General features: G+C 61.6%; 22 protein-coding genes and 1 tRNA gene. 18 read left to right on the plus strand and 5 right to left on the minus strand.

Going from position 1 to position 21,322, the window contains the following annotated elements; all coding sequences use genetic code 11:
- Positions 1-8 precede the first annotated feature (8 nt).
- The 4 genes from BM136_RS01000 to BM136_RS01015 form a co-directional block, all read right to left on the minus strand.
- Positions 9-533: an RDD family protein gene (locus tag BM136_RS01000; protein WP_092969539.1), complete on the minus strand. Its 525-nt coding sequence runs from the start codon at positions 531-533 to the stop codon at positions 9-11.
- A 97-nt stretch (positions 534-630) separates the two neighbouring features.
- On the minus strand, positions 631-1,470 hold the full coding sequence (locus BM136_RS01005) for a DUF3106 domain-containing protein (protein WP_092969541.1): 840 nt from the start codon (positions 1,468-1,470) through the stop codon (positions 631-633).
- 11 nt (positions 1,471-1,481) lie between these two features.
- Positions 1,482-1,922: a DUF3619 family protein gene (locus tag BM136_RS01010; RefSeq protein WP_092969543.1), complete on the minus strand. Its 441-nt coding sequence runs from the start codon at positions 1,920-1,922 to the stop codon at positions 1,482-1,484.
- On the minus strand, positions 1,919-2,485 hold the full coding sequence (locus BM136_RS01015) for an RNA polymerase sigma factor (protein ID WP_092969545.1): 567 nt from the start codon (positions 2,483-2,485) through the stop codon (positions 1,919-1,921). The genes BM136_RS01010 and BM136_RS01015 overlap by 4 nt, the downstream gene beginning before the upstream one ends.
- Before the next feature lie 359 nt (positions 2,486-2,844).
- Here BM136_RS01015 and BM136_RS01020 point away from each other — a divergent pair, with 359 nt between their 5' ends.
- From BM136_RS01020 to BM136_RS01045, 6 genes are all read left to right on the plus strand, one after another.
- Entirely contained in the window at positions 2,845-4,602 is a 1,758-nt protein-coding gene (locus BM136_RS01020; RefSeq protein ID WP_092969547.1) for an acetolactate synthase 3 catalytic subunit, read from the plus strand.
- Positions 4,602-5,093 (plus strand): acetolactate synthase small subunit, encoded by a 492-nt coding sequence (ilvN, locus tag BM136_RS01025; protein WP_004630835.1) that lies wholly within the window; start codon positions 4,602-4,604, stop codon positions 5,091-5,093. The genes BM136_RS01020 and ilvN overlap by 1 nt, the downstream gene beginning before the upstream one ends.
- Before the next feature lie 55 nt (positions 5,094-5,148).
- Entirely contained in the window at positions 5,149-6,165 is a 1,017-nt protein-coding gene (gene ilvC, locus BM136_RS01030) for a ketol-acid reductoisomerase (protein WP_004630832.1), read from the plus strand.
- Positions 6,166-6,312: 147 nt separating this feature from the next.
- Positions 6,313-6,960, plus strand: a complete 648-nt coding sequence (locus tag BM136_RS01035; protein WP_092969549.1) for a phosphatidylserine decarboxylase — start codon at positions 6,313-6,315, stop codon at positions 6,958-6,960.
- Between the two features lie 13 nt (positions 6,961-6,973).
- Positions 6,974-7,846 (plus strand): CDP-diacylglycerol--serine O-phosphatidyltransferase, encoded by an 873-nt coding sequence (pssA, locus tag BM136_RS01040; protein ID WP_024975283.1) that lies wholly within the window; start codon positions 6,974-6,976, stop codon positions 7,844-7,846.
- A gap of 317 nt (positions 7,847-8,163) precedes the next feature.
- Positions 8,164-9,705 carry a 2-isopropylmalate synthase gene (locus BM136_RS01045; RefSeq protein WP_092969551.1) on the plus strand — a complete coding sequence of 514 codons (1,542 nt, stop codon included), beginning with the start codon at positions 8,164-8,166 and terminating at the stop codon, positions 9,703-9,705.
- A 244-nt stretch (positions 9,706-9,949) separates the two neighbouring features.
- Here the strand turns inward: BM136_RS01045 and BM136_RS01050 are convergent, their stop codons facing one another.
- The gene (locus BM136_RS01050; RefSeq protein WP_254775591.1) at positions 9,950-10,417 is read right to left on the minus strand and encodes a hypothetical protein; all 468 of its coding nucleotides are present in this window, start codon (positions 10,415-10,417) and stop codon (positions 9,950-9,952) included.
- A gap of 160 nt (positions 10,418-10,577) precedes the next feature.
- Between BM136_RS01050 and BM136_RS01055 the strand changes: the two genes are divergently transcribed.
- The 12 genes from BM136_RS01055 to BM136_RS01110 all read left to right on the plus strand — a co-directional run bounded on the left by BM136_RS01055 (position 10,578) and on the right by BM136_RS01110 (position 21,261).
- Positions 10,578-11,837: a branched-chain amino acid ABC transporter substrate-binding protein gene (locus tag BM136_RS01055; RefSeq protein ID WP_092969553.1), complete on the plus strand. Its 1,260-nt coding sequence runs from the start codon at positions 10,578-10,580 to the stop codon at positions 11,835-11,837.
- A 160-nt stretch (positions 11,838-11,997) separates the two neighbouring features.
- A complete protein-coding gene (gene rpsO, locus BM136_RS01060; protein WP_012436069.1) occupies positions 11,998-12,267 on the plus strand; it encodes a 30S ribosomal protein S15 in 270 nt (89 codons plus the stop codon).
- Positions 12,268-12,596: 329 nt separating this feature from the next.
- Complete coding sequence (gene pnp, locus BM136_RS01065; protein WP_092969555.1) at positions 12,597-14,765, plus strand: polyribonucleotide nucleotidyltransferase; 2,169 nt, start codon at positions 12,597-12,599, stop codon at positions 14,763-14,765.
- Between the two features lie 100 nt (positions 14,766-14,865).
- Positions 14,866-15,819 (plus strand): HAD family hydrolase, encoded by a 954-nt coding sequence (locus BM136_RS01070; protein WP_092969556.1) that lies wholly within the window; start codon positions 14,866-14,868, stop codon positions 15,817-15,819.
- 39 nt (positions 15,820-15,858) lie between these two features.
- Positions 15,859-16,863 (plus strand): NAD(P)H-quinone oxidoreductase, encoded by a 1,005-nt coding sequence (locus BM136_RS01075; protein ID WP_092969558.1) that lies wholly within the window; start codon positions 15,859-15,861, stop codon positions 16,861-16,863.
- Positions 16,864-16,942: 79 nt separating this feature from the next.
- The gene (gene tpiA, locus BM136_RS01080) at positions 16,943-17,689 is read left to right on the plus strand and encodes a triose-phosphate isomerase (protein ID WP_092969560.1); all 747 of its coding nucleotides are present in this window, start codon (positions 16,943-16,945) and stop codon (positions 17,687-17,689) included.
- A 62-nt stretch (positions 17,690-17,751) separates the two neighbouring features.
- Positions 17,752-18,114 carry a preprotein translocase subunit SecG gene (secG, locus tag BM136_RS01085; RefSeq protein ID WP_092969562.1) on the plus strand — a complete coding sequence of 121 codons (363 nt, stop codon included), beginning with the start codon at positions 17,752-17,754 and terminating at the stop codon, positions 18,112-18,114.
- Between the two features lie 179 nt (positions 18,115-18,293).
- Positions 18,294-18,378, plus strand: a tRNA-Leu gene (locus BM136_RS01090).
- A 163-nt stretch (positions 18,379-18,541) separates the two neighbouring features.
- Complete coding sequence (locus BM136_RS01095) at positions 18,542-18,901, plus strand: NADH-quinone oxidoreductase subunit A (protein ID WP_004630810.1); 360 nt, start codon at positions 18,542-18,544, stop codon at positions 18,899-18,901.
- A gap of 6 nt (positions 18,902-18,907) precedes the next feature.
- Entirely contained in the window at positions 18,908-19,390 is a 483-nt protein-coding gene (locus BM136_RS01100) for a NuoB/complex I 20 kDa subunit family protein (protein ID WP_004630808.1), read from the plus strand.
- Between the two features lies 1 nt (position 19,391).
- Complete coding sequence (locus BM136_RS01105) at positions 19,392-19,994, plus strand: NADH-quinone oxidoreductase subunit C (RefSeq protein ID WP_092969564.1); 603 nt, start codon at positions 19,392-19,394, stop codon at positions 19,992-19,994.
- A gap of 13 nt (positions 19,995-20,007) precedes the next feature.
- A complete protein-coding gene (locus BM136_RS01110; protein WP_009241062.1) occupies positions 20,008-21,261 on the plus strand; it encodes an NADH-quinone oxidoreductase subunit D in 1,254 nt (417 codons plus the stop codon).
- Positions 21,262-21,322: the final 61 nt, after the last annotated feature.

The raw sequence follows: 21,322 nt of genomic DNA on the forward strand, positions 1-21,322 counted from the left end.
GCAGCCGATCAGTCGCGCACCAGCCGGGTGCCGGCCAGGCGATCGTGCAGGAATTGGCGCTGCGGATCGAGCCACGCCAGCGCGCCCCAGGCCAGCAGGCACGCCAAAGCGACTCCCGCGCCGGCCCAACGGGACGCCCCGCTCAGGTGGATCACGCCGACTGCCGCGACCACCCATACCCACGCCAGCACATAGCGCGCAACGGCGCGGCCCAACGAAATACGTGATCCATCGGCGTTGACTACGCGCATGCGCCAGGTCTGCATCGCTAGCGTCTGGCCGCGTTTGCGCCAAAACCAGACGAAGTACAGACCAAGTGCCAGAAAACCCCACACCTGCAGCCCTACATCGCCTGTGCGCGCCAGCGGTGGCACGATCAGGCGCAGCAGCAGAAAGACAGCCGTGGCGCCAAACATCACGCCAAACAGCAGCAGGCCCTCGTAGAGCATCGCAGCAAGACGGCGGCGCAGCGTGGGTGCAGCACGCGGATCAGGCGCCGCAGCGGGGGAAGGAGAGGAAACGGAGGTGGCCATCGAACAGAGTGTGAGCGCCGTCGGCGCAGTCCATCATGTGCCGGCGCACAGGGTCGCGCGGCACGTGGTTCGAATTATGCCAAACGGTTTGCCGGCCTCAGCCGCCCAGCACCGTGGAGGGCGGCGGATTGCCCGATTCCCCGCCGCTGGTGGTGGGCGGTGCAACGGGGTGCGCGGGAGTGACTGGCGCGCTTGCAGGTGCAGGTGCGGCAGTGGCGGATTCGGGCGCGGGAGTTGCGGCCGGTGCGGATGCGGTGGCGGTCGGCTTGCCCGTCGGCGTCGATTTGGTCGTGCCGGGCTTGGTGCGCGCACCGTGATGGATCGATTTGGCCGCGTCTTTCGCCAAGCCTGCGCCGCCCGGCAGCGCCGTCACTGCAGACGGGTGCTTTTGCGCCTTGGCCGCGGCCGCCAGCGCTTTTTTCTGCTCTTCCGTCAGCTGCTGGTAACTCTGCCAAGCCTCGCTCTTCTTCTGCACCGGGAGCGACTTGGTGGTCTGGAAATTTTCACGCGCGCGGTGACGTTGCTCCGGGGTGAGCTTGACCCAATCCGCCATGCGCGTTTGCAGGCGCTGCTGCTGAGCCGGTGTGTACTTCGGATACGCCCGGGCGATCTGCAGCCATTTTTTGCGGGCCAGTTCCGGCAGGCCATTCCATTCCGGCGCCAGCGGCGCGAAGATGCGCTGCTGCACGATGGTCAATTCGGCCCAGTTCGGGTGGACAGCGGGCAGCGGATTGGTCGCGGGCGGTGTCGGCAGATCAACCGGCGCATTGACTGTCACGGCCGGTGCCGCGGCAGGTGCCGAAGCGGTAGGAACCTGCGCGATCGCAAGTCCCGCCATCAGACCGGCTGCGCCGACCAACGCAACGATGCTGGCGCGTAGGCACACGGTCTTTGCGCCTCGCGGTGATTGGCCGTGGGTGTGCTGGAAGTTGCTCATCGATCAGCCTTTCACTGATCGTGCTTGAGGTACTGATGGAAGCCTTGATCGGCGTAAGCGGCCAGCGGCAGATCGTCGAGCAGCATCGCGGCGTCGACCTCGGCGAGTTCGTCCACGCGTTGCTGCTGTTGCCACTGATAGATGCCCGCGAGCCCCGCCACCAGCGCGATGGTCGGCCACAACAGGCCAAGGCGGCGCAGGACTGCGGCGGCGCGCTGCAGCGGCGACGGTGCTTCGCCTTCCGTGTCGAAGGACACCGAGCCGACGCCCGGCATTGCCAAGGCAGGCGAGCGCACCGTGCTCGGCACTTCCGCTTTCTTGTGCGCAAGCGCCGTCCGGCGCGCCGCTGCAAGGCGGTCGCGCACGTCGGGCGGCAACTGTCCTGCCGACTCGTTCAGAGCGGTTCGGACGGCATGCACAAAACGGCGTTCTCGGAGTTCTACCTTGTTCATAGTCGGATCCCTCGCGCCCGCAGCGCTTGGGCCAGGGCGTGTGTTGCCCGCGAGCAGTGCGTTTTTACGCTGCCCTCGGAACAGCCCATCGCCTGAGCTGTCTCGGCAACATCCATGTCCTCCCAGTAACGCATCAGGAAGGCCTCCCGTTGACGCGTGGGCAGCTTCTCAATTTCGCGCTCCAGGATTTCCAGCATCTGCGAGCGCTCGACTTTGTCGGCGCTGCTCTCCGCCGCTGTGGTGCCGGCTTCGCTTTCTATGAGTTCAAGCGGGTCCGTGTCGTCACCCTCAGCGTCCGTGCGAAAGCTTGAGAACAGGCTCACCCACGTGTTGCGTACCTTGGAGCGGCGAAACCAGTCGTGAATCGTGTTCTGCAGAATGCGCTGAAACAGCAGAGGCAGCTCGGCGCTTGGCTTGTCGCCGTATTTCTCGGCCAGCTTGATCATGGCGTCCTGCACGACGTCGAGCGCGGCATCGTCGTCGCGCACCGCGAAGACCGCCTGCTTGAAGGCGCGTTTCTCGACGCTTAGAAGAAAGGCCGACAATTCCTGTTCAGAGGCCATACAACGGCGGGTGCGAATCCTGTGAGGCAGCCGCGCGAAAATTCACATACTCAAGATGTGATGATCACGCCGCGTGGCGTCAACGGCCTTGGCCGTGAAAAATGTTGCGATGCTAGCAAAAATGCGGCTCTACGGACAGCCCGACTGCCGGGCGGGCCGCCAAGAGCTGGGAATCGCGCCGGTGCTGGACCGCCATGCGGCATTGCAGTATTATCCCCGGTTCACAACATCTGTGGTTTGTCTCATCTGGCCGCCCATCAGGCGGACCATCCATGCAGACGCGCACCGCTCAAATCCGCGCCACAAGCCCGGTAGAGAGCATCCAAACAATTTTTTGCCGAAAATTGCAAAGGACTGACATGAATATGCCAAGCGCGGAATTTTCCCACGCCAATAGCGGTTCATCTGCCGACATGATGGGGGCTGACATCCTCGTCAATGCGCTCGCGGCAGAGGGCGTCGAGTTCGTCTGGGGTTACCCCGGCGGCGCGGTGCTCTATATCTACGACGCGTTCTACAAGCAAAACAAGATCGAACACATCCTGGTGCGCCATGAACAGGCGGCAGTCCATGCGGCTGACGGCTATGCGCGTGCCACGGGCAAGGTCGGTGTCGCCCTGGTGACCTCCGGCCCGGGCGTGACCAATGCCGTGACCGGCATCGCCACCGCTTACCTGGATTCGATCCCGATGGTGATCATCACTGGCAACGTGCCAACGCACGCCATCGGCCAGGATGCCTTCCAGGAGTGCGACACCGTCGGCATTACCCGCCCGATCGTCAAGCACAACTTCCTGGTCAAGGACGTGCGCAATCTCGCCTCGACCATCAAGAAGGCGTTCTACATCGCCGCAACGGGCCGTCCGGGCCCGGTAGTGGTGGATATCCCCAAGGATGTCTCGCGTGAACTTTGCAAGTACGAGTATCCGAAGACCATCGAGATGCGCTCGTACAGCCCGGTCAACAAGGGCCATTCGGGCCAGATCCGCAAGGCGGTAAGTCTGCTGCTGCAGGCCGAGCGTCCGTACATCTATTCGGGTGGCGGCGTTGTACTTGCCGAGGCCAGCGAAGAACTGCGCCAACTGGCTGCGCTGACGGGTTATCCCGTGACGAACACGCTGATGGGTCTGGGCGCTTTCCCGGGTACCAGCAAGCAGTTCGTAGGCATGCTGGGCATGCACGGCACGTACGAAGCCAATATGGCAATGCAGAACTGTGACGTTCTGATTGCCATCGGCGCGCGTTTTGATGATCGCGTGATTGGCAGCCCGGCACACTTCTCGTCGCAGCCGCGCAAGATCATCCACATCGACATCGATCCGTCGTCCATCTCCAAGCGCGTGAAGGTCGACATCCCCATCGTCGGCAACGTCAAGGACGTGCTGCAAGAAATGATCGCCCAGATCCAATCTGGCGAAGCCAAGCCCAACAAGGCGGCGCTGGCCAAGTGGTGGGAACAGATCGAACAGTGGCGCAGCGTCGATTGCCTGAAGTACGACCGCACGTCCGAGATCATCAAGCCCCAGTACGTGGTCGAGAAAATCTGGGAACTGACCAATGGTGACGCCTTCGTCTGCTCCGACGTCGGTCAGCACCAGATGTGGGCCGCGCAGTTCTACAAGTTCAACGAGCCGCGCCGCTGGATCAACTCCGGCGGGCTCGGCACGATGGGCGTGGGCTTGCCGTACGCAATGGGCATCAAGAAGGCATTCCCGGACAAGGAGGTCGTCACCATCACCGGTGAGGGCTCGATCCAGATGTGCATCCAGGAGCTGTCGACGTGCCTGCAGTACGACACGCCGGTGAAAATCTGCTCGCTCAACAACGGCTATCTGGGCATGGTGCGCCAGTGGCAGGAAATCGAGTACGACAACCGTTACTCGCATTCCTACATGCAAGCGCTGCCTGACTTCGTGAAGCTGGCCGAATCGTATGGCCACGTTGGCATGCGCATCGAGAAGACGTCCGACGTCGAACCCGCGTTGCGCGAAGCCTTCCGACTCAAGGACCGCACCGTGTTCCTCGACTTCCAGACCGACCCGACAGAAAACGTCTGGCCGATGGTCCAGGCAGGCAAGGGTATTTCTGAAATGCTGCTCGGCGCGGAGGACCTCTAATGCGCCACATCATTTCCGTCCTGCTGGAAAACGAACCGGGCGCGTTGTCACGCGTGGTCGGCCTGTTCTCTGCACGCGGCTATAACATCGAGACGCTGACGGTCGCCCCGACTGAAGACGCTTCGCTGTCGCGCATGACGATCGTCACGACCGGCTCTGACGACATCATCGAGCAGATCACCAAGCACCTGAACCGCCTGGTGGAAGTCGTCAAGGTCGTCGACCTGACCGAGGGTGCGCACATCGAGCGCGAGCTGATGCTCGTGAAGGTGCGCGCAGTCGGCAAGGAACGCGAGGAGATGAAGCGTACCGCGGACATCTTCCGCGGCCGCATCATCGACGTGACCGAGAAGACCTACACGATCGAGCTGACCGGCAACGGCAGCAAGCTCGACGCGTTTCTCGATGCCATCGATCGCACTGCCATTCTTGAGACCGTCCGTACGGGCGGCTCGGGCATCGGCCGCGGCGAGCGCATTCTGAAGGTTTGAACCGGCGCGTGCGTGCTGCCGGACTCCATCGATATTTGAAAATTAGGACATCACCATGAAAGTGTTTTACGACAAGGACGCCGACCTCTCCCTGATCAAGGGCAAGAACGTCACCATCATCGGCTACGGCTCGCAAGGCCACGCCCACGCCCTGAACCTGAACGACTCGGGTGTGAAGGTGACGGTCGGTCTGCGCAAGAACGGCGCGTCGTGGAACAAGGCCGTCAACGCCGGCCTGCAGGTCAAGGAAGTGGCCGAAGCTGTGAAGGAAGCCGACGTTGTCATGATCCTGCTGCCGGACGAGCAGATCGCCGACGTGTACAAGAACGAAGTGCACGGCAACATCAAGCAGGGCGCCGCACTGGCATTCGCCCACGGTTTCAACGTGCACTACGGTGCCGTGATCCCGCGCGCCGACCTGGACGTCATCATGATCGCCCCGAAGGCTCCGGGCCACACCGTGCGTGGCACGTACACGCAAGGCGGCGGCGTGCCGCATCTGATTGCCGTGCACCAGGACAAGTCGGGCGCTGCGCGTGATATCGCTCTGTCGTACGCTACCGCCAACGGCGGCGGCCGTGCCGGCATCATTGAGACGAACTTCCGCGAAGAAACCGAAACCGACCTGTTCGGCGAACAGGCCGTGCTGTGCGGCGGTACCGTCGAACTGATCAAGGCTGGTTTCGAGACGCTGGTCGAAGCTGGTTACGCTCCGGAAATGGCGTACTTCGAGTGCCTGCACGAGCTGAAGCTGATCGTCGACCTGATCTATGAAGGCGGCATCGCCAACATGAACTACTCGATCTCGAACAACGCCGAATACGGCGAGTACGTCACTGGCCCGCGCGTCGTGACGGAAGAGACCAAGAAGGCCATGAAGCAATGCCTGAAGGACATCCAGACCGGCGAATACGCCAAGAGCTTCCTGCTGGAGTACAAGGCAGGCCAGCCGACGCTGATCTCGCGCCGCCGCCTGACCGAAGAGCACCAGATCGAGCAAGTTGGCGCCAAGCTGCGCGCGATGATGCCCTGGATTGCCAAGAACAAGCTGGTTGACCAGACGAAGAACTGATCGGTTGCATCCTGTGCAAGAAAGCCGGCCTTCGGGCTGGCTTTTTTTTATGCTGATTCCAGGGCGCCAAACATTGTTTCAAGTGCTGGCGCGGCTCCGTGTCGGCTAGAATGCCGCATTTCCTTCAAGACGCTGTCGAGGTCTGATTTGAACAACACGTATCCGCATCCCATCATTGCCCGCGAGGGTTGGCCGTACCTGGGCGGGATTTTCATCGTCACGCTCATCGTGCAGGCCGCCGCCGGCTTCGGCTGGGCTTGGCCGTTCTGGGTGCTGACGCTGTTTGTGCTGCAGTTTTTTCGAGATCCGGCCCGCGTCGTGCCAACGCAGGCCAATGCGATTCTGTCGCCGGCTGATGGTCGCATCGTCGCCGTCGAGCAGGTGCGTGACCCGTATGCCGATCGCGACTCGCTGAAGATCAGCGTGTTCATGAATGTGTTCAACGTGCACTCGAACCGTGCGCCGGTCGACGGCACTGTGCAGCAGGTGCAGTACTTCCCGGGCAAGTTCGTCAATGCGGACCTGGACAAGGCGTCGCTCGAAAACGAGCGCAACGCCATTGTGCTACGCCGCGCTGATGGCCAGCTCGTCACTTCGGTGCAGGTGGCCGGATTGATCGCGCGGCGCATCCTTTGCTATACCAAGGCAGGCGAAGCGCTCACGCGTGGCCAGCGTTATGGCTTCATCCGCTTTGGCTCGCGCGTTGACGTGTACCTGCCGCTGACGGCGCGCCCGCGCGTGACCATCGGCGAGAAAGTATCCGCCACGCTTACGGTGCTTGCAGAGCTGGACTGATCCGGAGGCCGCCATGCCCGCGTTCAACCGACGCAAGAAGCGTTTTACCGCCGGCAACGTGACGCACTTGCGTCCGCTGCGGCACAATCAGCCGCGTTCGGATGACGACGATCTTGAGATCGTGCGTCCGCGCCGTCGCGGCATCTATCTGTTGCCCAACGCGTTCACGACCGCGGCGCTCTTCGCCGGCTTCTTCGCCATCGTGCAGGCGATGAACCTGAACTTTGAGACGGCTGCCATCGCCATCTTCGCGGCGATGGTGCTCGACGGCATGGACGGCCGTGTCGCTCGCATCACCAATACGCAAAGCGCGTTCGGCGAGCAATACGATTCGCTGTCGGACATGGTGTCATTTGGCGTTGCGCCGGCATTGGTCATGTACGAATGGATTCTGCGCGACCTGGGCAAGTGGGGTTGGCTTGCGGCGTTCGTGTATTGCGCTGGCGCTGCGCTGCGCCTCGCGCGCTTCAATACGAACATCGGGTCGGTCGACAAGCGCTTCTTCCAAGGCATGCCGAGCCCGGCAGCCGCAGCGCTCATCGCGGGTTTTGTCTGGCTGGCGATCGACAACAAGCTGCCGGTCAAAGAACTGTGGATGCCGTGGGTGGCCTTCGGGCTGACGCTATATGCGGGGCTCTCGATGGTGTCGAACGCGCCGTTCTACAGCGGCAAGGCGCTCGACGTTCGTCACCGCGTGCCATTTGGCGTGATGGTGCTCGTCCTGGTGCTGTTCGTTGTGATATCGAGCGATCCGCCAGTCGCGCTTTTCGGCCTGTTTGTTGGTTACGCGGTATCGGGCTATCTGCTCTGGGGCTGGCGTGCTCTGCATGGGCAACAAGGGAGCCCGCGCTTGCCGAAACAGGCGTCCGGCGACGCACATGAGTGACCGATGCGCTGCACCAATGTGCGCTTGCGCCGATTTTTGAATTCGTCTATAGTCATTCGCATGCTTTCGCGCCCGATTTCCATTCTGATTACGCTAGTCTCGATTGATGGCCTACTAGGTCGTCAGGTCGGGACACGCGCATAGGAAATCGCAAGACAAGGCAAGCAGAAACCGCCAAGTTTTCGCGAACCAGAATCCCCAGCGCCCCGGCCTGCAACCATGCACGCCGGGGCGTTTTGCATTCTGCGCCGCAAAAAAACATTCGAGACACCCACTAAGACCGACGCCAAAAACGTCACCCCCACCAAGGAGCCGCCATGAGCGACAAACTCATCATTTTCGATACCACCTTGCGCGACGGCGAACAGTCCCCTGGGGCGTCGATGACCAAGGAAGAGAAGATCCGCATTGCCAAGCAGCTTGAGCGGCTCAAGGTGGACGTGATCGAAGCCGGCTTCGCGGCCAGCTCCAATGGTGACTTCGAGGCGATCCGCGCGATTGCGCAGTCGGTCAAGGATTCGCGCATTTGCTCGCTGGCCCGTGCGAACGATCGCGATATCTCCCGCGCTGCGGAGGCGCTCAAGCCGGCCGGCCAGTTCCGTATCCATACGTTCATCGCCACGTCGGCGTTGCACATGGAGAAGAAGCTGCGCATGTCGCCGGATCAGGTGTACGAGCAGGCGCGCCTAGCGGTGCGCTTCGCGCGCCAATTCACCGACGACATCGAATTCTCGCCGGAAGATGGTAGCCGCTCCGACATGGATTTCCTGTGCCGCGTCTTGGAAGGCGTGATCGCCGAGGGTGCCACGACCATCAACCTGCCAGATACGGTGGGCTACGCGGTGCCGGAAGGTTATGCCGCGCTGATCCGCTCGGTGCGCGAGCGCATCCCGAATTCCGACAAGGCGGTCTGGTCGGTGCACTGCCATAACGACCTGGGCATGGCGGTCGCCAACTCCCTGGCCGCTGTCAAACTGGGCGGGGCACGCCAGATCGAATGCACGATCAACGGCCTGGGTGAGCGTGCCGGCAACACCAGCCTCGAAGAGGTGGTGATGGCAGTGAAGACGCGTCGCGACTACTTCAATCTCGACGTCGGTGTTGATACCACGCAGATCGTGCCGGCGTCCAAGCTGGTTTCGCAGATCACCGGTTTCGTCGTGCAGCCGAACAAGGCGGTCGTGGGCGCCAACGCGTTTGCGCACGCTTCGGGCATCCACCAGGATGGCGTGCTCAAGGCACGCGACACATACGAAATCATGCGTGCCGAAGACGTGGGCTGGACAGCCAACAAGATCGTCCTGGGCAAACTCTCGGGTCGCAATGCGTTCAAGCAGCGTCTGCAGGAGCTGGGCATTGAGCTCGATTCAGAAGCCGAGCTGAATGCGGCCTTCACCCGTTTCAAGGAACTGGCTGATCAGAAGGCTGAGATCTTTGACGAGGACATCGTCGCCATCGTTTCGAACGAAGCACAGCACAGCGAGGGCGAGCATTTCCGGTTCGTGTCGCTGGCGCAACGTTCGGAAACTGGTGAGCGTCCGCACGCGCGCATCGTCTTCGTTGCAGACGGCAAGGAAGTGACGGGCGAAGCGGAGGGCAATGGCCCGGTTGACGCCACGCTCAATGCGATTGAGAGCCAGGTCGCCAGCGGCGCCGAGCAGTTGCTGTATTCGGTCAACGCCATCACGACGGGCACGCAGGCGCAGGGCGAAGTGACGGTGCGGCTGTCCAAGTCGGGCCGTATCGTCAACGGCGTAGGTACCGATCCGGACATCGTCGCGGCTTCGGCCAAGGCTTACCTTGCCGCGCTGAACAAGCTACAGGACAAGAGCAGCGAAAAACTCAACCCGCAGATCTGATCGCGGGTTCTACCAACACACGCAGGAGTCAGCCCAGACCCCAGCACGATCACCACTGAGCGCGCACCCGGTTATCCACCGGAACGCGAAGCGGGTGCGGCGGCACCGGACACGTCAGGAGCGTGCGCCATGCCAGCCGTCTTTGAGAGCGATGTCTGTGCGATCCACGGCATAGCCGACCCGAATGTCCACGCCAGGCGATGCGCCTCGCGTGGATGTTGCCGTTCTGGCGTTGAGCGCTGGCTTACCGGCTGGCATCGTGATCGTGGTCGTACATTGGGTCTGGGCTGATCTGCGTGAGGCGCACAGTGCCGTCGCGATCGAAATAGAAGTTCATTAGCGATGGCCACACGCCCTCGTGCCTAAAGCGATACGACCACACCTGCCGATGCATCAGCCGGAAATAGGCGGTCTCCTCCGGCTTGCCGAACGTCTGCAACACATCATTCTGCGTCGCTTTGCCGACGCGGATCTGCGCAAAATCCATCGTGGTCAGAATCTGCCGGAACGAGATGAGCTTGCCGCTCGCATCGAAGTCAGCGGCATACGTAAATTGTCCATAGGGCTGCGTCGGATATAGCCAGCGCGTGCCGCCATCCGCACGCGGATACCGTTCGGGTGGTTTGCCAAAGCGGGCTTCCACGGCCGAAGCGGGTTGGCCGAGCAGCGCTTCACCCGTTTGCACGGGCGCCAGCACGGTACACGCGCACATGGATATGAGCGCTACAGCGAGGAGCGTCGCGCTCCGCCACATCGATCGAATGCTCACAATGATTCTCCCGGGGCTTTCAGTGTAGGAGCCCATGCGAGTGGTGCTGGCTTGTGCCGACATGCAACGGCGCTTTACCATCCGCGGTTCACGGAGATTTGCCATGGTGTTTCGTTGGTTTTTGGCCGCGCTGGCGGCTGTAGGATTGTGTGGCGGGGCAACTGCCCAACCTGAAGCCGCGCCAATCCGGCTGGCGCTGATTGAAGGGCTGTCAGGCCCGTTTGCCAATGCGGGCGAGGCTGTGGATCGCAATCTGCGCATGGCCATTGAGAACGTCAATGCGCGCGGCGGTGTGAAGCTGCCCGATGGCCGTCATCCGCTTGCGCTCGTGCGCTTCGATAGCAAGAACACCGTCGACGAATCGTTGCTGCAATTGCAGGCCGCAACGGATGCGGGTATCCGTTTCGTTCTGCAGGGCAACAGTTCAGCGGCCGCGGCGGCGTTGTCGACGTCGATTTCGCGCTACAACGATCGTCATCCGGACGCGCGGGTGCTGTTTCTGAATTACGCTGCCGTCGATCCGGCGCTGACCAACGAGGCGTGCAGCTTCTGGCATTTCCGCTTCGATGCGTCAGCCGACATGCGCATGCACGCGCTGACCGAAGTGATCCGTGCGGACAAGACCATCAAAAAGGTCTACCTGATTGGGCAAGACTACACGTTCGGTCGCCAAGTGGCGCAATCGGCGCGTCAGCAGTTGAACGAGAAGCGGCCGGACATAGCGATCGTTGGTGAGGTGCTGCACCCGATCGGTAAAGTGAAAGATTTTGCGCCGTATGTGGCGCGCATCGCCGCATCGAGTGCGGATACGGTCGTCACCGGCAACTGGGGTAACGATCTGACGCTGCTCGTCAAGGCCGCACGGGATGCCGGGCTAAAAGCGCGCTTCTTTACGTTCTACGGCAACTCGCTCGGCGCACCAGGCGCGATGGGCGAAGCCGGCGTCGGTCGTGTGGTGGCTGTGGCGGAGTGGCATCCGAACCTGGGTGGAGTGAAGTCCGATGCGTTCTACACGGCCTTCCGCGCTCGTTACCCGGCGCCCGCCGACGATTACCCGCTACTGCGCGACCAGATGATGGTGACCATGCTGGCCGCGGCCATCGAGCGGGCCGGCTCTACGGAAGCTGCGGCCGTGGCACGTGCGCTGGAAGGCGCATCACTCGACAACGGCTTCCACCGCATCACGCTGCGCGCCGAGGATCACCAGGCCATCCAGCCGCTTATCGTCACGCAGATGGAGCGGGCGGGCACGCCCGGTGTGCCCTTTGATATTGAGGGCTCAGGCTACGGCTTTCGCACGCTTAAAGTGATTCCAGCTTCGCAAACCGCTTTGCCGACCACGTGCAAAATGGAGCGCCACTGAGCAGCGGTGACACAGAACTGTCGTCACGGCGGGGTTCTGGGCTATAATCGCGGTCTTGCTGTCCAGACCGCTTTGGGATGGGGCTGCAAGATCATTGTTCAACACGGCACCAACGGCGGCTGTTCAGGCGCTGCAGTGTCCGCAAGTCAAAGGAATCAAAATGTCCGTCGCTGACATCAAGAAGCAAGACATCGTCAAAGATAACGGCCGCAGCGCCAACGACACGGGTAGCCCGGAAGTGCAGGTTGCACTGCTGACCGCCCGCATCAACGAACTGCAGCCGCACTTCAAGGCGCACATGAAGGATCACCACAGCCGTCGCGGCCTGCTCCGCATGGTGAGCCGTCGTCGCCGTCTGCTGGACTACCTCAAGAGCAAGGACGCTGACCGTTACACCGCGCTGGTTGCGAAGCTGGGTCTGCGTAAGTAATGGTGGGTATCACGCACTGCGCGTGATGAAAAGTGCCTGCGTCAGCGTGCTGATGCAGGCATTTTGTTTTTGGCGGCCGTGTTTGTGGCCGCACCGGGCAACCGGTGAGTGATGGCAGCCGGCCACTTCAAGATGAAGCGGCTGCCATGGACCGGAGGCGGCAGGGAGCGGGGCCTTGTGTCATTCCAGCGCGGCGTTGGTGCCAGCGCTGCGCTGGAATGGCATAAAACACACCTCTGCAACCGCACCGTCTTCCGGAACGTGTTTGTCGCGGCGTAATGAAATCGACTTTGAATCGTCGGTGCTGCGAATACCGAACAGGAGAAAACATGTTCAACAAGATCGTCAAAGAATTCCAGTGGGGCGGCCATAAGGTCCGCATGGAAACGGGTGAGATCGCCCGCCAGGCGAGCGGCGCTGTGCTGCTCGACATGGACGACACCGTCGTGCTCGCTACCGTGGTGGGCGCCAAGAACCCGAAGCCGGGTCAAGACTTCTTCCCGCTGACCGTCGATTACCTCGAGAAGACCTACGCTGCCGGCAAGATTCCGGGTGGCTTCTTCAAGCGTGAAGGCCGTCCGTCAGAAAACGAAACGCTGACCTCGCGCCTGATCGATCGCCCGCTGCGTCCGCTGTTCCCGGAAGGCTTCTACAACGAAGTCCAGGTCGTCATCCACGTGCTGTCGATCAACCCGGAAGTGCCGGCCGATATCCCGGCGCTGGTCGCTGCTTCGGCTGCGCTGGCTGTGTCGGGTCTGCCGTTCAACGGCCCGGTGGGTGCTGCCCGCGTGGGTTACAAGGATGGCCAATACCTGCTGAACCCGAACCGTGCGCAACTGGCGCACTCGGATCTGGATCTGGTTGTGGCCGGTACCGAGCGTGCCGTGCTGATGGTCGAATCCGAAGCTCAGCAACTGTCGGAAGAAGTCATGCTGGGCGCCGTGGTGTACGGCCACGAGCAGATGCAGATCGCCATCAACGCGATCCACGAGCTGGTGCGCGATGGCGGCAAGCCTGAGTGGGATTGGCAAGCTGCTCCGAAGAACGAAACGCTGACCGCCAAGGTGTCGGAGCTGGGCCTGGCCGATCTGCAAGCCGCTTACCAACTGCGCCAGAAGTCGGCCCGCAGCCAGAAGCTGAAGGAAGTCTACAAGTCGGTCGCCGCCAAGCTGGCCGAAGCTGGCGTGGAAGCCGACGGCGTGGAAGTCGACAACATTCTGTTCGAGCTCGAATCGAAGATCGTGCGCGGCCAGATCCTGAACGGCGAACCGCGTATCGACGGCCGCGACACCCGCACGGTGCGCCCGATCGAGATCCGTTCGTCGGTGCTGCCGCGTGCGCACGGTTCGGCCCTGTTCACGCGTGGTGAAACGCAAGCGCTGGTGGTGGCCACTCTGGGCACCAAGAGCGACGAGCAGATCATCGATGCGCTGCAAGGCGAGTACCGTGACCGCTTCATGCTTCACTACAACATGCCGCCGTTCGCCACGGGCGAAACGGGTCGCGTGGGCAGCCCGAAGCGCCGCGAAGTCGGCCACGGTCGTCTGGCCAAGCGCGCGCTGATCCCGGTGCTGCCGAAGGATGACGAATTCGCTTACACGATCCGTCTGGTGTCCGAAATCACCGAGTCGAACGGTTCGTCCTCGATGGCTTCGGTGTGCGGTGGCTCGCTGTCGCTGATGGATGCTGGCGTGCCCATCAAGGCGCACGTGGCTGGCGTGGCCATGGGCCTGATCCTGGAAGGCAACAAGTTCGCTGTGCTGACCGACATCCTGGGTGATGAAGATCACCTGGGTGACATGGACTTCAAGGTTGCTGGTACCGACGCTGGTATCACCGCGCTGCAGATGGACATCAAGGTGCAAGGCATCACCAAGGAAATCATGCAGGTGGCACTGGCACAAGCCAAGGAAGGCCGTCTGCACATCCTGGGCAAGATGCAGGCTGCCATGGGCGGCGCACGTACCGAACTGTCGGAACACGCTCCGCGCATGATCACGGTCAAGATCAACCCGGAGAAGATCCGCGACGTAATCGGCAAGGGTGGTTCGACCATCCAGGCGCTGACCAAGGAAACCGGCTGCACGATCGACATCCAGGAAGACGGCACGATCACCATCGCGTCGACGTCGTCGGAAGGCATGGCAGAAGCCAAGCGCCGCATCGAGGGCATCACGGCAGAAGCCGAAGTGGGCAAGATCTACAACGGCACCGTGCTCAAACTGCTGGATTTCGGCGCAATTGTGAACATTCTGCCGGGCAAGGACGGTCTGCTGCACATCTCGGAAATCGCCAACGAGCGCGTGAACCAGGTTTCCGACTATGTGAAGGAAGGCCAGGCTGTGCGCGTGAAGCTGCTGAGCACCGACGAGAAGGGCCGCATGCGTCTGTCGATCAAGGCTGCCAAGGCTGAAGAGGGTGACGTGCCGGCCGCTGCACCGCAAGCACCGGGTGCTGGCGACGCTGCCTCGCAGCAACAGCAGCAGCAACAGCAGTAAGCGAGGGGTTTTCGCTATGAAAAACGGCTGGACGATGTCCAGCCGTTTTTTTGTTTACACTGCGTCGCGAGTTCCTCCCACTGCCTCTTCGCGCCCCATCATGAGCCGCCTGTTCGAGCAAAACCGCATCGCCATCGTCTGGGATTTCGACAAGACGCTGATTCCGCGCTACATGCAAGTGCCGCTGTTCGATCGCTTCAACATCTCCGAGCAGGCTTTCTGGGACGAAGTGGCTGCAGGCTCGCGCGAAATTGAATCGCGCGGCCAGAAGGTCAACCACGAAACGTTCTACCTCAATGTGCTGCTGCGCCATGTGCGCGACGGCCGCATAGGGGGGCTCGACAACGCCACGCTGCGCGAACTGGGCGCCGAACTCGAGTTCTTCCCCGGCGTGACCGATTTCTTCGAGCGCAGCAAGGCGTGGGTGCGCGACAACGCAACCTACCAAGCGTTCGACATCAAGCTTGAGCACTACATCGTCAGCACAGGTCTGACGGAGATGATCAAGGGCTCGCCCATCGCCCCATACATCGATGGCGTGTGGGGCTGCGAATTCCTGGAGGCGCCCGACGCCAACGCGGATGGCCGGGCGGTCGTCTCGGAAATCATCTACGCCATCGACAACACCACCAAGACGCGCGCACTGTTTGAGATCAACAAGGGCGTCAACAAACACCCGGAAGCAGTGAGCGTGAATTCGTCGATTGCCGAGGACGAACGCCGCGTGCCGTTCGCCAACATGATCTACGTGGCTGACGGGCCGAGCGATATTCCGGCGTTTTCGGTCGCCCGCAAGGGCGGGGGGCGCACCTATGCGGTCTACAACCCGGAGAGTCCTCGCTCGTTCGAGCAGGCCGACAACTTGCGTGCCGATGACCGCGTCGACATGCTCGGCCCGGCCGATTATCGCGCCGGCTCGCCGACGGAGATGTGGCTCAAGTTGCATATCGGCAAGATCGCCGACGGCATCGTTCACGGCAAACAAGAAATCATGCGCGAAACCACGCGCGGCATTCCGCAGCACTTTGTCGAACCGAAGCGCAGCGTCTCGTAACTCACGCGCAGCGTCGTAACCCCCATCGATCCGATTCCCATGAAAGCGATTGAAATCACCCAATACGGTGGCCCCGAAGTCTTGAAGCTGGGCGAGCGCCCGATGCCGGAGGCCAAGGCCGGCGAGGTACTGATCCGCGTGCGTGCAGCGGGCGTGAACCGGCCCGATGTGTTCCAGCGCACGGGCAACTATCCGGTACCGCCAGGTGCCTCGGATATTCCGGGGCTTGAAGTTGCTGGTGAGATTGTCAGTGGCGATCTGGCGCACGCCGACAATCGCTTCGGCTTGAAGGTGGGCGATCGCGTTTGTGCGCTGGTGCAAGGCGGCGGCTATGCGGAGTTCTGCACAGCGCCGCTGGGCCAAGTGCTGCCCGTGCCGGCCGGCTTGTCCGATGTCGAGGCCGCAGCATTGCCCGAGAACTATTTCACCGTATGGTCAAACGTGTTCGACCGCGGCTTGCTGGGGCAGGGCGCGCACGGCGCCGACGAAACGCTACTCGTGCAGGGTGGCTCCAGCGGCATCGGCACGACTGCGATTCAGATCGCGTCTGCATTGGGTCACCGCGTGTTCGCCACCGCGGGCAGTGCCGACAAGTGCAAGGCCTGTGTCGACCTCGGGGCCACGCGCGCCATCAACTACAAGACCGAAGATTTCGTCGAGATCGTCAAGGCTGAGACAGGGCGTGGCGCCGACGTGGTGCTCGACATGGTCGGCGGCAGCTATGTCGCGCGCGAAATTGCCTGCACTGCTGATGACGGCCGCATCGTATTGATTGCGTTGCTGGGGGGTGCCAAAGCCGAGGTCCCCCTTGGCGACATCCTTCGCCGTCGCATTACGCTCACCGGTTCGACGCTGCGCCCGCGCCCGGTCGCGTTCAAGGCGGCCATCGCGGCCAATCTGTATAAAACGGTCTGGCCTTTGTTGGCGTCCGGGCGCATTAAGCCCGTCGTCCACGAGGTCATGCCAGCCGCGCAAGCGGCGCAGGCGCATGCGTTGATGGAATCAAGCGCCCATATCGGCAAGATCATGTTGGTTTGGGATTGATTCCAAGACGTCGAAATTGACCCTGTTTTTGCCACCGCGGTAGAATGCCGGGTTTATTTGACAGTCGACCGGGCAAAACGTGAACGCAAGACCGAAGCTGGTGGTGGGCAACTGGAAACTACATGGCAGCCTGAGCGCGAACGCCGCGCTGCTTGAGCAGATCAAGGCGGCAGGTAAAACCAACGCCACGCTGGCCGTATGTGCGCCATTCCCATACTTGGCGCAGTGCCAGTCCTTGCTCATGGGTTCTGTGGTGGGCTGGGGGGCGCAGGATGTGTCGGCTGAAACGCGAGGCGCTTTCACCGGCGAAGTCGCGGCGTCGATGCTGTCGGAATTCGGCTGCGGCTACGTGATTGTCGGTCACTCCGAGCGTCGCTCGTACCACGGCGAAACTGACGCGCAAGTGGCGACCAAGGCGCTGCGCGCATTGGAACATGGCATCACGCCGATCGTCTGTGTGGGCGAAACGCTCGCACAGCGCGAGGCTGGTGAGACCGAGCAGGTGGTCGGCCGCCAACTGGATGCGGTGCTGGAAGCGCTGTCGGTCGAGCAACTGGGTCGTATCGTCGTGGCGTATGAACCGGTTTGGGCGATCGGCACGGGCAAGACTGCCAGCAGCGAGCAGGCGCAGGCTGTGCACGCATTCCTGCGCGCACGTGTTGCTGCCCGCGACGCTGGCGTGGCGCAGCGCCTGGCGATTCTGTACGGCGGCAGCGTCAAGCCGGACAATGCCGGCGAGTTGTTTGCAATGGCGGACATCGATGGCGGCTTGATTGGCGGCGCATCGCTGAAGGCCGAAGATTTCTTGGCGATCGGTCGCGCATAAGCGACGGATCGAGTTGCCATGTCCCCCATGTGCGACTGCAACATATTATTGAGAGAAACGAAATGGCAATTCTGAAGACTCTGCTGCTGGTGGCGCAAATTCTGAGCGCGCTCGGCGTGATCGGCCTGGTGCTCTTGCAGCACGGCAAGGGCGCGGACGTGGGGGCGGCGTTCGGCTCCGGCGCGTCGGGTAGCCTGTTTGGCGCCACCGGTTCAGCAAACTTCCTGTCGCGCACGACTGCTGTGCTGGCCACTGTATTCTTCATTGCCACGCTGGCGTTGACGTTGATCGGCACCAGCAAGGGCAGCGTGTCAGCGGGTGTGATGGGTTCAGTCGCGCCTGTCACGTCTACGGCCTCCGCTCCTGCGGCTTCGGCTCCTGCTGCCGCTCCGGGCGCGGCTTCGGCGCCGGCTGTGCCCAAGTAATTTGATGTAACGATCGCGGCGTGCCGTTGACGTTTTCCGGTGCGTCGCGAGGCATAAGATTTTTGTTTGTGCATTGAACAAAAGCGTTGCTTTGCGGTAGAATGCAAGGCTTGAAACAACACGGGAAACGGCAAGGGCGTTAAGGCTCAACCGGGTTCCTGATAGAGTTTCTTCCCCCAGCCGACGTGGTGAAATTGGTAGACACGCTATCTTGAGGGGGTAGTGGCGAAAGCTGTGCGAGTTCGAGTCTCGCCGTCGGCACCAATCAAATTCGGGGTCTGTTCAACGGGATGTTCCGCGCAGGCCCCTCCGCAAGACGACGCGCAGTTGAAGCGTCGTAAGGCTGCGGACCCGGCGCCTTCGATGGGGCGACAAGGCGCCGCCTGCGGGCTGTGCTGTTGCAACCATTCAAAAAGGCGGGCGTCCCTTGAACCTCGAAGCCTATTTCCCCGTACTGTTGTTCATCGTTGTCGGCGTTGGCCTCGGCCTTGCTCTGATGACCATCGGCCGAGTCCTCGGTCCGAACAATCCCGATCCTGACAAGCTCTCGCCGTACGAGTGCGGCTTCGAAGCATTCGAAGATGCGCGCATGAAGTTCGACGTGCGCTATTACCTCATCGCCATCCTGTTCATCCTGTTCGATCTGGAGACTGCGTTCCTCTTTCCTTGGGGCGTGGCGCTGCGTGAGATTGGTTGGCCGGGGTTCTTTGCGATGGGCGTGTTTCTTCTCGAGTTTCTCGTGGGCTTCGTCTACATCTGGAAAAAAGGCGCGCTCGATTGGGAGTGATGTGAAATGGCGATCGAAGGCGTACTCAACGAAGGCTTTGTCACGACCACCGCTGACAAGCTGATCAACTGGACCCGTACCGGGTCACTCTGGCCGATGACGTTCGGCTTGGCCTGCTGTGCTGTGGAAATGATGCACGCCGGCGCATCGCGTTATGACCTGGACCGTTTCGGCGTGGTGTTTCGCCCGTCGCCGCGTCAGTCTGACGTCATGATCGTGGCCGGCACGCTGTGCAACAAGATGGCGCCTGCGCTGCGCAAGGTGTACGACCAGATGGCCGAACCTCGGTGGGTCATCTCGATGGGTTCCTGCGCGAACGGCGGCGGTTATTACCACTACTCGTATTCCGTTGTGCGTGGCTGCGATCGCATCGTGCCGGTCGACGTGTACGTGCCGGGCTGCCCGCCCACGGCTGAAGCACTGATCTACGGCATCATCCAGCTGCAGGCTAAGATCCGCCGCACCAATACCATCGCGCGCAAGGCCTGACATGACCGACAAGCTTGCCACCCTGAAGGCCGCGCTGGAAAAGGCGCTGGGCAGTCGCGTTCAAAGCCTGACCGAATCGGTCGGAGAACTCACCCTCGTGGTGAAGGCTGCCGATTACCACGAGGTCATGCGCACCTTGCGCGATGACGCTTCGCTCAAGTTCGAACAGCTCATGGACTTGTGTGGCGTCGATTACGCAGACTACGGTGACGGTGCCTGGAACGGCCCGCGTTTTGCCGCTGTGTCCCATTTGCTGTCGATCACGCACAACTGGCGCGTTCGCGTTCGCGTGTTTGCGCCGGACGACGACCTGCCGGTGGTGTCGTCTGTGACCACGATCTGGAGTTCCGCTGACTGGTTCGAGCGTGAGGCGTTCGACCTCTATGGTCTGGTCTTCGAAGGCCATCCGGATCTGCGTCGCATCCTGACCGACTATGGCTTCATCGGCCACCCGTTCCGCAAGGACTTCCCCGTGTCGGGTTACGTTGAAATGCGTTACGACCCGGTGCAGCGCCGCGTGGTCTATCAGCCGGTAACCATCGAGCCGCGCGAGATTACGCCGCGTGTGATCCGCGAGGATCAATACGGTGGTCTGAAGCACTGAAGGGCGCCCGATCATGGCAGATATCAAGAACTACACCCTGAACTTCGGTCCGCAACATCCGGCCGCGCACGGCGTGCTGCGCCTTGTGCTTGAGCTGGACGGCGAAGTCATTCAACGTGCCGACCCGCACATCGGCCTGCTGCACCGCGCGACTGAAAAGCTCGCCGAGCAAAAGACCTGGATTCAGAGCGTGCCGTACATGGACCGCCTCGACTACGTGTCGATGATGGTCAACGAGCACGCCTATGTGATGGCAATCGAGCGCCTGCTGGGTCTCGAAGTGCCGCTGCGTGCGCAGTACATCCGCGTCATGTTCGACGAAATCACGCGGATCATGAACCACCTGATGTGGATCGGTTCGCACGCGCTGGACGTGGGTGCCATGGCGGTGTTCCTGTACGCCTTCCGCGAACGCGAAGACCTGTTCGATATGTACGAGGCGGTTTCGGGCGCGCGCATGCACGCAGCCTACTACCGCCCGGGCGGGGTCTACCGCGACCTGCCTGACACGATGCCGCAATACAAGGCATCCAAGGTGCGCAACGAGAAGGCCCTGGCCGCCCTGAACGAAACGCGTTCGGGTTCGCTACTGGACTTCATTGAAGACTTCACCAACCGCTTCCCGAAGTACGTTGATGAGTACGAAACGCTGCTGACCGATAACCGGATTTGGAAGCAACGTCTGGTGGGTATCGGCGTGGTAAGCCCGGAGCGCGCTCTGAACAAGGGTTTCTCCGGTGCGATGCTGCGTGGTTCGGGCATCGAATGGGATGTGCGCAAGAAGCAGCCGTACGAGGTGTACGACCGCATCGATTTCGATATCCCAGTCGGCGTGAACGGCGATTGCTACGACCGTTATCTGGTACGCGTGGAAGAAATGCGCCAGAGCAATCGCATCATCCGTCAGTGCATCGAGTGGCTGCGCAAGAATCCGGGTCCGGTGATCACCGATAACCACAAGGTGGCGCCGCCGTCGCGCGTGGACATGAAGACCAACATGGAAGAGCTGATTCACCACTTCAAGCTCTTCACCGAAGGTATGCACGTGCCCGAAGGCGAAGCATATGCCGCCGTTGAGCACCCGAAAGGTGAGTTCGGCATCTATGCAATCTCCGATGGCGCCAACAAGCCGTACCGTCTGAAGATTCGCGCACCGGGCTTCGTTCATCTGGCCGCGCTCGACGAAATGGCGAAGGGTCACATGATTGCCGATGCGGTGACGATCATCGGTACGCAGGACATCGTGTTTGGCGAGATTGACCGCTGAACGCCCAGGAAACAACGGTTTGACGCGCAGGCAAGCGCGGCTGTGAAACGAGGACGCACGC

It is taken from the genome of Ralstonia sp. NFACC01 (assembly GCF_900115545.1).
GTDB lineage: Bacteria > Pseudomonadota > Gammaproteobacteria > Burkholderiales > Burkholderiaceae > Ralstonia > Ralstonia mojiangensis.

Coding starts and splice junctions, on each gene's coding strand:
- BM136_RS01100 (WP_004630808.1), top strand. CDS start 18,908: ATGGCGATCGAAGGCGTACTCAACGAAGGCTTTGTCACGACCACCGCT.
- BM136_RS01020 (WP_092969547.1), top strand. CDS start 2,845: ATGAATATGCCAAGCGCGGAATTTTCCCACGCCAATAGCGGTTCATCT.
- BM136_RS01055 (WP_092969553.1), top strand. CDS start 10,578: ATGGTGTTTCGTTGGTTTTTGGCCGCGCTGGCGGCTGTAGGATTGTGT.
- BM136_RS01010 (WP_092969543.1), bottom strand. CDS start 1,922: ATGAACAAGGTAGAACTCCGAGAACGCCGTTTTGTGCATGCCGTCCGA.
- pnp (WP_092969555.1), top strand. CDS start 12,597: ATGTTCAACAAGATCGTCAAAGAATTCCAGTGGGGCGGCCATAAGGTC.
- BM136_RS01000 (WP_092969539.1), bottom strand. CDS start 533: ATGGCCACCTCCGTTTCCTCTCCTTCCCCCGCTGCGGCGCCTGATCCG.
- BM136_RS01045 (WP_092969551.1), top strand. CDS start 8,164: ATGAGCGACAAACTCATCATTTTCGATACCACCTTGCGCGACGGCGAA.
- BM136_RS01050 (WP_254775591.1), bottom strand. CDS start 10,417: ATGTGCGCGTGTACCGTGCTGGCGCCCGTGCAAACGGGTGAAGCGCTG.
- rpsO (WP_012436069.1), top strand. CDS start 11,998: ATGTCCGTCGCTGACATCAAGAAGCAAGACATCGTCAAAGATAACGGC.
- BM136_RS01015 (WP_092969545.1), bottom strand. CDS start 2,485: ATGGCCTCTGAACAGGAATTGTCGGCCTTTCTTCTAAGCGTCGAGAAA.
- ilvN (WP_004630835.1), top strand. CDS start 4,602: ATGCGCCACATCATTTCCGTCCTGCTGGAAAACGAACCGGGCGCGTTG.
- ilvC (WP_004630832.1), top strand. CDS start 5,149: ATGAAAGTGTTTTACGACAAGGACGCCGACCTCTCCCTGATCAAGGGC.
- secG (WP_092969562.1), top strand. CDS start 17,752: ATGGCAATTCTGAAGACTCTGCTGCTGGTGGCGCAAATTCTGAGCGCG.
- BM136_RS01070 (WP_092969556.1), top strand. CDS start 14,866: ATGAGCCGCCTGTTCGAGCAAAACCGCATCGCCATCGTCTGGGATTTC.
- BM136_RS01005 (WP_092969541.1), bottom strand. CDS start 1,470: ATGAGCAACTTCCAGCACACCCACGGCCAATCACCGCGAGGCGCAAAG.
- pssA (WP_024975283.1), top strand. CDS start 6,974: ATGCCCGCGTTCAACCGACGCAAGAAGCGTTTTACCGCCGGCAACGTG.
- BM136_RS01105 (WP_092969564.1), top strand. CDS start 19,392: ATGACCGACAAGCTTGCCACCCTGAAGGCCGCGCTGGAAAAGGCGCTG.
- BM136_RS01110 (WP_009241062.1), top strand. CDS start 20,008: ATGGCAGATATCAAGAACTACACCCTGAACTTCGGTCCGCAACATCCG.
- BM136_RS01075 (WP_092969558.1), top strand. CDS start 15,859: ATGAAAGCGATTGAAATCACCCAATACGGTGGCCCCGAAGTCTTGAAG.